At 60.8% G+C, this 12,171-nt stretch carries 12 protein-coding genes; 6 read left to right on the top strand and 6 right to left on the bottom strand.

Annotation, left to right across the window (positions count from 1 at the left end):
- Positions 1–34 precede the first annotated feature (34 nt).
- Positions 35–799, top strand: a complete 765-nt coding sequence (gene deoR, locus ACA071_RS11680) for a DNA-binding transcriptional repressor DeoR (RefSeq protein ID WP_497644442.1) — start codon at positions 35–37, stop codon at positions 797–799.
- Here the strand turns inward: deoR and ACA071_RS11675 are convergent.
- The 4 genes from ACA071_RS11675 to ACA071_RS11660 all read right to left on the bottom strand — a co-directional run bounded on the left by ACA071_RS11675 (position 792) and on the right by ACA071_RS11660 (position 5,192).
- Positions 792–1,850: an aldose 1-epimerase family protein gene (locus ACA071_RS11675; RefSeq protein ID WP_497644441.1), complete on the bottom strand. Its 1,059-nt coding sequence runs from the start codon at positions 1,848–1,850 to the stop codon at positions 792–794. The genes deoR and ACA071_RS11675 overlap by 8 nt on opposite strands.
- Complete coding sequence (gene fucP, locus ACA071_RS11670) at positions 1,847–3,178, bottom strand: L-fucose:H+ symporter permease (RefSeq protein WP_497644439.1); 1,332 nt, start codon at positions 3,176–3,178, stop codon at positions 1,847–1,849. The genes ACA071_RS11675 and fucP overlap by 4 nt, the downstream gene beginning before the upstream one ends.
- Positions 3,179–3,221: 43 nt before the next feature.
- On the bottom strand, positions 3,222–4,148 hold the full coding sequence (gene rbsK, locus ACA071_RS11665; RefSeq protein WP_497644438.1) for a ribokinase: 927 nt from the start codon (positions 4,146–4,148) through the stop codon (positions 3,222–3,224).
- A gap of 198 nt (positions 4,149–4,346) precedes the next feature.
- The gene (locus ACA071_RS11660; protein ID WP_497644437.1) at positions 4,347–5,192 is read right to left on the bottom strand and encodes an SDR family NAD(P)-dependent oxidoreductase; all 846 of its coding nucleotides are present in this window, start codon (positions 5,190–5,192) and stop codon (positions 4,347–4,349) included.
- 257 nt (positions 5,193–5,449) lie between these two features.
- Between ACA071_RS11660 and ACA071_RS11655 the strand changes: the two genes are divergently transcribed.
- On the top strand, positions 5,450–6,406 hold the full coding sequence (locus tag ACA071_RS11655) for an alpha/beta hydrolase (protein ID WP_497644436.1): 957 nt from the start codon (positions 5,450–5,452) through the stop codon (positions 6,404–6,406).
- On the opposite strand, the gene ACA071_RS11650 is transcribed toward ACA071_RS11655, so the two are convergent.
- Both ACA071_RS11650 and ACA071_RS11645 read right to left on the bottom strand, forming a co-directional pair.
- The gene (locus tag ACA071_RS11650; protein WP_497644435.1) at positions 6,403–8,217 is read right to left on the bottom strand and encodes an ABC transporter ATP-binding protein; all 1,815 of its coding nucleotides are present in this window, start codon (positions 8,215–8,217) and stop codon (positions 6,403–6,405) included. The two genes, ACA071_RS11655 and ACA071_RS11650, sit on opposite strands and share 4 nt — an antisense overlap.
- Positions 8,214–9,254 (bottom strand): AraC family transcriptional regulator, encoded by a 1,041-nt coding sequence (locus ACA071_RS11645; RefSeq protein WP_497645292.1) that lies wholly within the window; start codon positions 9,252–9,254, stop codon positions 8,214–8,216. Before ACA071_RS11645 ends, ACA071_RS11650 begins: the two co-directional genes overlap by 4 nt.
- 166 nt (positions 9,255–9,420) lie before the next feature.
- Here ACA071_RS11645 and ACA071_RS11640 point away from each other — a divergent pair, with 166 nt between their 5' ends.
- From ACA071_RS11640 to ACA071_RS11625, 4 genes are all read left to right on the top strand, one after another.
- On the top strand, positions 9,421–10,272 hold the full coding sequence (locus ACA071_RS11640) for a 3-hydroxybutyryl-CoA dehydrogenase (protein WP_497644434.1): 852 nt from the start codon (positions 9,421–9,423) through the stop codon (positions 10,270–10,272).
- Entirely contained in the window at positions 10,259–10,855 is a 597-nt protein-coding gene (locus tag ACA071_RS11635; RefSeq protein ID WP_497644433.1) for a TetR/AcrR family transcriptional regulator, read from the top strand. The genes ACA071_RS11640 and ACA071_RS11635 overlap by 14 nt, the downstream gene beginning before the upstream one ends.
- A 65-nt stretch (positions 10,856–10,920) precedes the next feature.
- On the top strand, positions 10,921–11,514 hold the full coding sequence (locus ACA071_RS11630) for a hypothetical protein (RefSeq protein ID WP_497644432.1): 594 nt from the start codon (positions 10,921–10,923) through the stop codon (positions 11,512–11,514).
- 150 nt (positions 11,515–11,664) lie between these two features.
- Entirely contained in the window at positions 11,665–12,078 is a 414-nt protein-coding gene (locus tag ACA071_RS11625) for a VOC family protein (RefSeq protein ID WP_497644431.1), read from the top strand.
- Positions 12,079–12,171: the final 93 nt, after the last annotated feature.

The raw sequence follows: 12,171 nt of genomic DNA, 5'->3' as shown, positions 1-12,171 counted from the left end.
TTAAATAATATCAACAATCAACCCCGGAATGCCTGTGGACAGTAAAAAAGCCGAGCGTCTCAAGCTGATTCAACAAGCCCTGCAAGACCAGAGCGCCATTCACCTGCGCGAAATGGCCGCGTTGCTGGACGTCTCGGAGATGACCCTGCGCCGCGACCTGACCAAGTACACCGACCACCTGCGCCTGCTCGGCGGCTATATCACCAAAGTCCATGACGGCAACGACCCCGGCGATTACCGCGTGGCCGAACAGGACACCCGGCACGTCGAGGAAAAACGCCGCATCGGCAAACTCGCCGCACGGTTTATCCAGCCCGGCGACACGGTGTTTTTCGACTGCGGCACCACCACGCCTTTCGTGGTGGATTTCATCCCCGACGAACTCGAATTCACCGCCGTGTGCAACTCCCTGAACGTGCTGCTCAAACTCTCGCAAAAGCCCAACTGCCATATCGTGGTCTGCGGTGGCACGTTCCATCGCAAGAACCAGGTGTTCGAGAACCAGGCCGAATTCGGCATCCTCGATAGCGTGCGCCTGACCTGGGCCTTTGTTTCAGCCGCTGGGGTCAGCCAGGACTTCGGCGTGACCTGCTTCAACTTCAATGAAGTGGAGGTCAAGCAGAAGGTCCTGCGCCAGGCGCAACAGCGCTTGCTGCTGGCCGACCACAGCAAGTTCGACACGGTGCGCACCGCGCATTTCGCCGCCCTTGAAGACTTCCAGTACGTGGTCAGCGACAAGAAAATCCCCAAGGCTTATCGCGATGCGATCGCGGCCAGCGGTGCGCAGTTGATTATCTGATCAAGGCCTGTTGCTCGGCCTTATTCAGATAACCGGTGGTGACCTTGAACGCCGCCGTCTCCCCCGCCGCCAACGAGCGCACATGGCCCTTGGCGGACTCGGCGCGATAGCCTTCCGGCTCGCAGGTGGCGGGCAAGATAAACGCCGCGACTTGCTGATCGGCGTTGTGCAAGATCCAGCGTGCGGCGTGGTCGAATTGATCCGGGCGATAGCGTGTGTAGAACGCCGCGCCGTCCGGATGGCTCAGCAGGAAATGCGCTTCGCCGTTTGAGTCTGCACGCACGCCATCGAAGAAAAACACGATCTCCGGGTCGTAGAGTTCCGGGCGATCCAGGCACTGAAACTGCTCTGGTTCCAGCGCCAATTGCTCCATGTAACGGCTCCAGGCCGGCGTCGGTTTGACGTGGGCCGGCACGCTGCTGCGCAGGCGCACCTTCTCAACTCCCAACGGCTCGATGAACCGGGCGCCTTCGACGTAGGCGTAATTCATGTGGGCCATGTACATCAGGTCCATGGGTTTGCCGGCCAGGTTGGTCACGTTCATGGCGATATCGAACAGAGCGGAATCGGCACACAAGGTCACGCTTGGGCTCGCTAGATAACGGTCACCGAAACCCTGGGCGTATTCGTACTCGCCACCCAGGCGCAGGAACGGGCCGGCGCTGTCTTCACCGACTTCCAGCCAGGCGCGATCCATCGCCGCGCACGGCATCTCGCCGTGCAATGGATGGTCATCCTCGGGCGTCGGGCAACCGTTACGCAGCAAGCCGCTGTGGAACATGAAACAGCCGTAGGTGCCGATCACTGTCGGGCTCGGTCTGGGCTGGCTGAACAGGTTGCTCATGGTCAGGTCACAGCCGTCGAACACGGCATCCCAGATCATTTGCCCCTGATACGGCAGCACCACCAGTTTTCCACGACTGTTGGCCAATTCCAGCGCCAGCACACCGCTGGGATAGGTGCTGGCGCTGACCTTGAAATGCGCTGATTCGAGCAGCGTCTTCGGCGCTTCGCCAAACAGCGCCGGATAGAGATTGATCCGCGTACTCATGAAGTCACCGCTGCACCGACGGGGGCCCGTTCGCTGGCGGAATGACGCAGGCAGCGCACCGCGTAAGCGACGATCACGATGAAGCACAGCAACGGCACGCTGTAGGCCAGTTGCATATTGCCGCCGCTGTAATCGGAGAGCAGGCCCTGGAAGATCGGAATCACCCCGCCACCGACAATACTCATCACCAGCAGCGAACCGCCGACACCGGTGTCTTCACCGAGACCGTCGATGGTCAGGCCATAAATGGTTGGCCAGCACGGGCCGAGGAACACGCTCACACCGACCGCTGCATACACTGCGGTGATGTTCGGCACCAGGATGGTGTAGGCCAGCAACACAATGCACAGCACGCCATACACCGCCAGTACTTTGGCCGGGTGCAGTTTGCGCATCAGCACGTTGGCGATCATTTTGCCGATGAAGTACGCGGCGAAGGTCGTCAGCAGGAACCACGAGGCACTGCGCTCATTCATCCCGCCCAACTGCATGGCCAGGCGAATGGTGAAACTCCACACGCCGACTTGCGCACCGACGTACAGAAACTGCGCCAATACGCCAAAGGTGAAACGCTTGTTACCCCACAGCCGCGACAGGCTCTGACCGAGGCTGGCGGTTTTCTTGCTGGCGGTTTGCACGCCTTTGCACGCCGGGAACCGGGTGACGGCAATCAGTATGAACATCAGCACCAGCACCGCGATCATCCATTTGTACGGCAGCAAGGTGGACTGGATCATTTGCAGTTGCTGGACCGCCGCGTCGGAAGCGCTCATTTGCGTGAGCTGCTCGCGGGTGGCGTCGGTGTCCTTGAACATCACGAAACTGCCGACATACACCCCGGCCATTGCGCCGAACGGGTGGAAGGTCTGGGAGATGTTCAGGCGGCGGGTGCCGGTTTCCCGTGGGCCCATCAGCGTTGAATAGGTGTTGCACGCGGTTTCGAGAAACGACAGCCCCGCCGCAATCACGAACAGCGCCAGCAGGAACATGCCGTACTTGGCGGTGGACGCCGCCGGGAAGAACAGCAGGCAACCCAACATGTAGAGCATCAGGCCGATCAGGATAGTAGCCTTGTAGCTGAAACGCCGAACCACCAACGCCGCCGGGATCGCCACGAAGAAGTAGCCCAGGTAAAACGCCGACTGCACGAATGCGGTCTGGAAATCGCTGAGCAGAAAGGCTTTCTTGAAATGCGCGATGAGCACGTCGTTCATGCTCGCGGCCGCCGCCCACAGCGCGAAGATGCTGCACAGCAAGATGAAGGCGAACCAGGGCGTGCGGTTCAGGTAGAAACCATCGGGCGTCTGTTGGAGCGGAGGCTTTGTCATTGTTGTTCTCCGGGTGGGTTTTGAGTGTTGAATCTGCTCGGCGTCAGGCGTCGAGTTGGCGCTGGAATTCAGCGAACGCGTTGGCGTCCGGGTAAGACGTTTGGGTGCCGAGGCCAGTGACCGAGCACGCGGAATAGGCCACCGCTTGGGTCATGGCGGCGCGAATGTCGCGGTCGCGGCTCCAGTGTTGGATGAAGCAACCGATGAACGCGTCGCCGGCGCCGGTGGTATCGCGGGCGGCGACCCGCAGGCCCGGAATCTGGAACTCGCCCTCCTCGCCGACGTACAGCGCGCCTTGTTGGCCGAGGGTCACGATCACGTGGCGAATGCCGCTGGCGACCAGGGTCTTGGCAGCTTTAAGCGCGGACTCGGGCGAGTCCACGGTCTGGCGGCTGATCAGCGCCAGTTCCGATTCGTTGGGCACCAGGAAATCCAGTTGGGCCAAGTGCTCACGACTCAGGCCGGCCAAGGCTGGCGCAGGATTGAGCAACACCGGAATGTTGTGTTCGCGGCCGAACTCAATGGCGTGATAGACGGTTTCCACATTGATTTCGAGTTGCAGCACGATCAGCGAACACTCGCGCAAGGCTGGGGCAGCGGCGTCGATATCCGCCGGGGCGAGATGGGCGTTGGCGCCTTTGACGATGAGGATGCTGTTGTGGGAATCGGCCTGGACGAAGATTGGCGCCACGCCGCTGGACACGCCCGGCACACGCTGCACGTAACGGGTATCAATGCCGAAGCGCTGGAAATTGGCCAGGGTGTTGTCGGCGAACATGTCATCGCCGACCTTGGTCAGCATCAGCACATCCGCCCCGAGCTTGGCCGCAGCCACCGCCTGGTTGGCGCCTTTGCCGCCACAACCGAGGGCAAACCCCGGCGCTTCCAGCGTTTCGCCCTGGGCCGGCATGCGGTCGATGTAGGTGATCAGATCCACCATATTGCTGCCGATGACTGCGATCTTGCTCATTGCTATCCCACCTTGATGCGGCTTGCCTGACTGACGTCGGCGCTGTTGTTTTGTTATTTAAATAACATTTGGTGTGATTATTCAATCTTTTTTATTGAGCCGTAGTTGCGCAAAGACGAGCGGTTTTTGCGCAAACGCGGGAGCGCAAGGGTCAGGACTGACCCTTGCTGGGGAGGTAGCGAGGTTAAAACAGAGCGATCAGCCTTCCTTGATACGGTCCCACCACTGTGCGACTTCCTCGGGGCTGGCGGCTTTGATCCGCGCCAGATCCAGCGGATAAACCACCTGCGGATTCTCGACAAAACGGGTCGCGGTGAATTGGCCATTGCTGGCCCGCAGGATGTAGCCGCTGTCTGTGCATTGCGCCGAGGCCAGGTAGACCACGCCTGGCGCAACCCATTGTGGCTTGAGGTTCTCTGGTTCTTCGGTCACGCCCCACATCCGGGTTTTGGCCACCGGGGACACGGCATTCACCAGGATGCCATCCACCGCGCCTTCCATGCTCAAGGCGTTCATCACACCCAGTTGCGCCATCTTGCCAGCGGCATAGGCCACCAGCCCGGGCTGGGCGTATTGCTGATACATGGCGCGGTCGGAAGTGGTCAGCACCACGCGCGGTGCGGAGGATTTCTTGAGGTGTTTCCAGGCGTGTTTGCACAGCCAGATGGGCGTATAGACGTTGATGTCCAATGCGCGTTCGATAAACGATGCGTCGGCGTCTTCAATGGATTGGTAGCCGACCCATCCGGCGTTATGGATCAGGATATCCAGCTGACCAAAGGCTTCGATAGCGACGTTGATCAGTTGTCGGCAACCCTCTTCGCTGGCCAGGTCGGCGCTGTGACCGATGACGCTCAGGCCTCGGGCTTGCAGGGTTCGCGCGGCGTCCAGGGCAATCGAGGCGTCCTCGCCACTGCCGATATTGTCGGCACCAATGTCACTGATGATCACGTGGGCCCCGCGTTGCGCCAGCGCCTCGGCGTAACACAAACCCAACCCTCGGCCGGCACCGGTGACAATCGCGGTTCTTCCTGAAAAATTCATGGTCATCCTCCTGATTGACGGGTCACCCTAACATCCACGAACGGCTCAAGGTCAACGGCGGATCATGATCGTTCCCATGCTCCGCGTGGGAATGCAGCCCGGGACGCTCCGCGTCACTGGACGCGGAGCGTCCCTAGAGGCATTCCCACGCAGAGCATGGGAACGATCCTGCAACACACACGGCTGTCGAAATAGTTCCCGTCCCCGGCGCGTATCTGTTAAAACCCGTGCTTTCCCCTGATCGACTGGACTGCTGGATGCTTACTCCCCTCATGAGCCACTTGCGTCGGCGCTGGTTTTCATCGTTGTGCATGGCGCTGCTAATTGTTGGCCTGCCGGCGAGTTGCGGGGTGCTCAAGTACAAAGAGCGCGAGTTACTGTTTCGGATCGAGCCGGGCACGGCCGGGTGGTATCACGGCTTGCCGCAGGACGTTCAGGAATTCGACATCAAGCCTGCCAGCTTCAAGGGCAATCAAAACCTGCACGCCTGGTGGTGGCCGGCCGCGCGCCGTGATGCGCCGTCGATCCTCTACCTGCACGGCGTGCGCTGGAACCTCACCGGCCAGGCGTTTCGCATCGAGCAATTGCGGGCCATGGGCTATTCGGTGCTGGCCATCGACTACCGCGGGTTTGGCCAGAGCAAGGGCGATCTGCCGTCGGAAGCCAGCGTTTATGAAGACGCCCGAGTCGCGTGGGAGCGCTTCAAGGCGATGCAACCGGACCCGAACAAGCGCCTGATCTATGGTCACTCGCTGGGTGGCGCAGTGGCCATCGACCTTGCGGCAGACCTGGCCGCGCAGGCGAAAAAGGACCACGTCGCGGTGCCGGTGCGCGGGCTGGTGATCGAGTCCACCTTCACCACGCTGGGCGACGCCGTCGCGCAAGTGGCGGACAGCAACCTGCCGGTGAAATCCCTGCCCGTGCGTTGGCTGTTGTCGCAGAAATTCGATTCCATCGACAAGATCACCGACATCGACATGCCGCTGCTGGTGGTCCACGGCCTGGCGGATGCGTTCATGCCGTCGCGCTTCAGCCAGCAGTTGTTCAATGCCGCCAACGAGCCGAAGCGTCTGCTGTTGATACCCGGCGGCACGCACAACAACAGCATGAGCCTGGGCGGCAGTCAGTATCGCCAGGCCATCGACAACCTGATGAAAGCCAAGCCTGCACAGGTCGCCGGGCCAACGGTGACTCAAGGTGCTCGCAAGGCTTAGCGATACCCCTTCGCCTGCAAATCGAACAGCTGCGCATAACGCCCGCCCGCCGCCACCAGGCTGTCGTGATCGCCCCGCTCCAGGATCGCGCCCTGATCCAGCACGATGATGTGGTCGGCGTTGCGCACACTGGAAAAACGATGGGAGATCAGCAAAGTCATGCGGCCCTGGGTGTGCTCGCTGAAATGCTCGAATACTGCCGCTTCCGCCGCCGGGTCGAGGGCCGAGGTCGGTTCATCGAGGATCAGGATGTCGGCATCACGGCGCATGTAGGCGCGGGACAACGCGATCTTCTGCCATTGCCCGCCGGACAACTCCTGGCCCCCGGCAAACCAGCGCCCCAGTTGCGTGGCATAACCGCGATCCAGCCCTTCGATAAAGGGCGCGGCCATGCCTTCGGCCGCAGCTTCTTTCCAGCGTTTCTCATCGTCGAAGGCCTGGGTATCGCCGACGCCGATGTTCTCCCCTACGGAGAACTGATAGCGAATGTAGTCCTGAAAAATCACCCCGATGCGCCGTCGCAGCGCATCCTCTTCCCAGGTTTGCAGGTCGCTGCCGTCCAGCAGGATACGGCCCTGATCGGGGCGATACAGCCGGGTCAGCAGTTTGATCAGCGTGGTCTTGCCTGATCCGTTCTCCCCCACCAACGCCACGCTACGGCCCGGCACCAGGTGCAGGTCGATGCCCTCCAGCGCCGCGCGACTGGCCTCTGGATAACGGAAACCCACGTTCTCGAAACGCAGCCCATCGCCGGGGACTGCGCCCACAGTCAGGTGGCCGGTATCGCTCACCACCGGTTCGGCCAGGTATTCGTAGAGGGCCGACAGGTAAAGACCATCCTCATACAGACCACTGATCGCACTGAGGCTGCTGCTGACGGCCGTTTGCCCCTGTTTGAACAGCACCAGGTACATGGTCATCTGCCCGAGGCTGATCTGGCCATGAACGGTATCGACCACGACCCACGCATACGCCAGGTAAAACGCTCCGGTGCCCAGCAGCCCAAGGACGAAACCCCAGCCATCGCGGCGCAAGGTCAGCCGCCGGTCTTCGGCGTAAAGCCGCTTGAATGTGTCGCGATAACGCTGCAACAGCAAGGGCGCAAAGCCGAACAGCTTGACCTCTTTGATGAAGCTTTCGTGGGACAGCAGCGTTTCGATGTAACTCTGTTGCCGACTCTCCGGCGCCCGGCGAGTGAACAGCCGAAACGCATCCCCGGAAAAATGCGCCTCGGCAAAGAACACCGGCAACGCACCGACCACCAGTAACACCAGTGCCCACGGCGAGAAATGCACCAGCAACACACCGAAACTGATCAGCACGATCAGGTTCTGGATCAGCCCCAACGACTTCATCACCAACGCCAGCGGCCGGGTCGAAGCCTCGCGCCGCACCCGCACCAACTTGTCGTAGAACTCGGAGTTCTCGAACTGCACCAGCGATAACGTCTGGGCCTTCTCCAGAATCATCGTGTTGACCTTCTGCCCCAACTGCACCCGCAACAGCGACTGCTGAACCGACAGCGCCCGTTGCGTCCCGGACAGCAAAGCGAGCACCCCCGCCTCGAACAACACATAACGCACCACCGGCCACAACGGCGCACTGCCCTGCTGCGCGTGCAATTGCATGGCAGTGACGACGGCGTCGACGATGCGCTGGCCGAGCCAGGCGGCCAATGCCGGGAGGACACCGGCGATCAGGGTCGCCAGGACCAGACCGAGGAACAATCCGCGTGAAGTGCCCCAGACCAGTTGCAGGGCTCGTTTTGCCTGGTCGAATAGAGCGGCGAAACGGTTAACTGCCAGGCTCATTCAGCACACTCCGGCGATGGCTTGGAAGATTCGCCCTGAAACCGCGCCCGATACCGCCCCGGACTCTCCCCCGTCCACTTCTTGAATGCCCGATGAAACGCACTCGGTTCCTGAAACCCCAGTTGCTCGGCGATATCGCCGATGCTCGCCTTGCTCTGGCGCAGTTGCTCAAACGCCACCCCACGCCGCACCTCGTCCTTGATCTCCTGATACGAACAGCCTTCGCGCTCCAGTTTTCGGCGGAAGGTGCTGGGACTCAGGTGTTGTTCCAGGGCGAAGGCTTGCAGGGTCGGCCATTGGCTGTAATGGCTGTTGCGCAGGCGTTGGTGCACCTGGGACGCGAGGCCGTGCTGATTGCGGAAGCGGATCACCAGCCATTGCGGCGCGGTGCGTAAGAACACTTTCAAGGATGCGAGGTCTTGAACCACCGGCAGTCGCAGGTAGTGGCTGGCGAATTCAATTTCGGTGCGTTCGGCGCCGAAGGTCAGGTTGGGCCCCCAGAGCAAACGGTCGTCGCTGAGGGAGACGCGCTCGTGGCGAAAATCCGCGCGGTCGATGGGGATGCGTCGCCCGCCGAGCCAGCACAACAAGCTGATCATCAATACCAGGAAGGTTTCTTCGCCCAGGCGGCTGACATCATTGTCGGTCGAGCCGGTTTGCAGGCTGATGACCGCGCGCTTGCCGCGCACAGTCAACGTGCCGCGAAAGTCGTGGAGGAACAGGGCGAAGTTGGCCAGGCATTGGCGCATCGCTTTGTGCAGGTCGGGTTCCTGAATCAGCGCCCGGCAGATCAGGGCGAAACTGCCCGGCGGCATGCCGTGGCGGTCGAGGCCGAAGAATTCGTCGTCGAGCTCGCGAATCTGGATCAGCCACAACGCGGCAAAAGCGCTGGCCGGCACGCGGGCCGTGGGCTGGCCAAGCAGCGCCGGATCGATATCGGCCTGTTCCAGCACCGCCGCCAAGCGCTGGGGATTGTCCTCCAGCCGATGGATCATCGCCCGCACGAAATAGGCTGCCACTGAATCCGTTTCCCGCATGTGAACGCTTTTCTCCCCATCGCCCGACTGGCAAAAAACACCAGTGCCGTTGAACAGTTGCGGCATAGGACAAGCGCCCTGCCCGCTCTAGACTCGCGGCCATAGTACGCCTTCGGCCGTTGTGGCGGCCAAGGTATCGACGGGTTTGATCGCAAGGACTTCCAGCATGAATCTGCAACACATCGGCGTGATTGGCGCGGGCACCATGGGCAACGGGATTGCGCAGGTCTGCGCCGTGGCGGGGTTCAGCGTGACCTTGATCGATATCAGCGAGAGTGCCCTGCAAAAGGCTGTGGCGACCGTCGGCAAGAACCTTGATCGGCAGGTCGCCAAAGCGACGTTGAGCGAAGAGCTGAAACTCGCCGCCCTCGACAAGATCCGCACCAGCACTGATTACGCCAGCCTGAACGACGTGCAACTGGTGATCGAAGCCGCCACCGAAAACCTCGAGCTGAAATTGCGGGTGCTGCAACAGATTACCGCGCAGGTCAGCACCGAGTGCGTCATCGCGTCCAACACCTCGTCACTGTCGATTACCCAACTCGCCGCCAGTGTCAGCCAACCCGAGCGTTTCATCGGCCTGCACTTCTTCAACCCGGTGCCAGTGATGGGGTTGATCGAGGTGATTCGCGGGCTGCAAACCAGCGACGCGACCCACGCGCTGGCGCTGGACATGTCCACGACGCTGGGCAAAACCGCGATCACCGCCGGTAATCGTCCGGGCTTCGTGGTCAACCGGATCCTGGTGCCGATGATCAACGAAGCGATCCTGGTGTTTCAGGAAGGCCTGGCCAGCGCCGACGATATCGACGCCGGCATGCGCCTGGGCTGCAACCAGCCGATCGGCCCGCTGGCCCTGGCGGATTTGATTGGCCTGGACACGGTGTTGGCGATTCTCGAGGCGTTCTACGACGGCTTCAATGACAGCAAATACCGCCCAGCGCCGTTGCTCAAGGAAATGGTCGCCGCCGGTTACCTGGGACGTAAAACGGGGCGCGGCTTCCATGCCTATGCCTGAGCGTTGTGAGCGCTTCGCCGAATACCGGGACAAGGTGCTGGAGCTGTTCGCCAGCAAAGGTTTCGGCCAGGTCGGCATGCGTGAACTCGCCACCTGCCTGGGGCTCGCCCCGGGCTCGTTGTATCACCATTACCCGAGCAAGCAGCACTTGCTGGCGGACTTGATCGAAGAATTCTACGAAGAGCTGTTGGCGACGCTTGGGCGTCTTGAGAAAAAACCCAGGCGCGACACCCTGCCCAGCCTGATTCGTGCGCACCTGAATCTGCACCGGGAAATGCCCTGGCATTTTCGTCTGGCGGAGCGTGACAGCGGTTGTCTGAATGAAGATCAACAAGCGCGGGTTCGGCACTTGCGCGAGCAATATGAATGCCGGTTGTTGCAGATGCTGGGGACCAGATCCCGTCTCAGCGAACAAGGCCAGTTGGCGGCCGGGCACGCGATTGCCAACTTGCTCAACAGCGCGCCGGGTTGGCTGACGCAGCATGCGCTGGGTGATGCGGAGCGGGATGAACTGTTGGAAAATCTGGTCAGTGGGGCGATCGAGCGCTTGTTGCGACCCGTGGCCCCGCGCGCAGCGGCCTGAGGCGATACAAAGTGCCAGTACCCACGGCATAATGGCGGCCCCTCAAAACACAAAAAGGATTTCGTGTGTTATCGCGCCTCAATACCCTCTGGTCATGGCTCTATTACGCCGTGAGCTGGCTCGTTGTCCTCGTTTTGATTCTTCACCACGTCGCCTACGATTGGTCGCTGATGACGCCTATCGATGTCGGCGGTACGTTCATGGGTGGCGGCATGGCTACGCAGCTGTATTGGATGGGCTGGATCGTGGCCACGATGGGCCTGATTGTCGCTATTTTGTTACGCCTGCCCGGTGCAATCTTCGGCTGGATCGGCGCCGGCCTTGTACCGTTGGGCATCGGTGCCTGGTGGCAACTGAACTACCCGGACAACGCGGATGAAGTGATCTACAGCATCGGCCAAGAGGGGATTGCCGTTTACATGCTGATCGGCGCAGTGCTGCTGGGCAGCGGACTTTATGCTCGCGCAAGGTTAAAAAACCGCGTACCTGATCGGGAGCAAATGCCGGTACAAGTCATTGTTGCCGCTATGCTCGCCGCTTTCTTTATTGGCGTGCCCCTGGCCATTTACAAGCAGCAAACAATGCCCCGCTGCGCCTTCAATAAGGAAGGTCAGCAGTTGACCGTCTGCATTGGCGACGAACGCGTCATCGTCGATTGATCGAGCAATAAGCGGCGCCTGTTCTATAGAAAAAACGTCTGAACAAACCCGGTGAAAACCGGCCTCTAACGCTTTGCTATTAGAGGTCGAACCCTATTGAAGCTGGATGCCGTTTTGGCGTCCGGCCCACTCAGTTACCGGGAGCACACCATGAAAATCAATCCCTACCTGATCTTCAACGGCGACTGCAAAGCCGCCTTCGCCTATTACGCCGAGGCCCTGCCCGGCCAGATCGACATGATGATGACCTTCGGCGAAAGCCCGGCGAAGGAGCACGTTCCGGCGGACTACCACAACTTGATCATGCATACCCGCCTGTCGGTGGGGGACCAGGCGATCATGGGCTCGGACACCACGCCCGACCGTCCCACCGATGACATGGCCGGTTGCTCGATCTCGTTGAACGTCGACAGCGTCGCCGAAGCTGAGCGCGTCTTCGCCGCACTGGCGGAGGACGGCACGGTGCAAATGCCACTGGAGGCAACTTTCTGGGCGGCACGCTTCGGGATGCTGGTGGATCGGTTTGGCGTGGCGTGGATGGTCAATTGCGAGAAGGATCAGTGACGCGCTGGAACCAGGTTTCCTTCAGGCACAAAAAAGCCCAACCTGAAAAGGTTGGGCTCTCTGAGCTTGTGGCAACTCCATGACCATCTGCTA

Source organism: Pseudomonas sp. LBUM1646, from assembly GCF_059716165.1.
Note: the sequence above shows the minus strand (reverse complement) of the source record. Positions and strands in the feature narration are given on the sequence as shown.

What these genes read in the sequence shown, in the direction of transcription:
- ACA071_RS11635 (WP_497644433.1), top strand. Translation starts at nt 10,259, where the DNA reads ATGCCTATGCCTGAGCGTTGTGAGCGCTTCGCCGAATACCGGGACAAG.
- rbsK (WP_497644438.1), bottom strand. Translation starts at nt 4,148, where the DNA reads ATGAGCAAGATCGCAGTCATCGGCAGCAATATGGTGGATCTGATCACC.
- ACA071_RS11645 (WP_497645292.1), bottom strand. Translation starts at nt 9,254, where the DNA reads ATGCGGGAAACGGATTCAGTGGCAGCCTATTTCGTGCGGGCGATGATC.
- ACA071_RS11655 (WP_497644436.1), top strand. Translation starts at nt 5,450, where the DNA reads ATGCTTACTCCCCTCATGAGCCACTTGCGTCGGCGCTGGTTTTCATCG.
- ACA071_RS11625 (WP_497644431.1), top strand. Translation starts at nt 11,665, where the DNA reads ATGAAAATCAATCCCTACCTGATCTTCAACGGCGACTGCAAAGCCGCC.
- ACA071_RS11660 (WP_497644437.1), bottom strand. Translation starts at nt 5,192, where the DNA reads ATGAATTTTTCAGGAAGAACCGCGATTGTCACCGGTGCCGGCCGAGGG.
- ACA071_RS11675 (WP_497644441.1), bottom strand. Translation starts at nt 1,850, where the DNA reads ATGAGTACGCGGATCAATCTCTATCCGGCGCTGTTTGGCGAAGCGCCG.
- ACA071_RS11640 (WP_497644434.1), top strand. Translation starts at nt 9,421, where the DNA reads ATGAATCTGCAACACATCGGCGTGATTGGCGCGGGCACCATGGGCAAC.
- fucP (WP_497644439.1), bottom strand. Translation starts at nt 3,178, where the DNA reads ATGACAAAGCCTCCGCTCCAACAGACGCCCGATGGTTTCTACCTGAAC.
- ACA071_RS11650 (WP_497644435.1), bottom strand. Translation starts at nt 8,217, where the DNA reads ATGAGCCTGGCAGTTAACCGTTTCGCCGCTCTATTCGACCAGGCAAAA.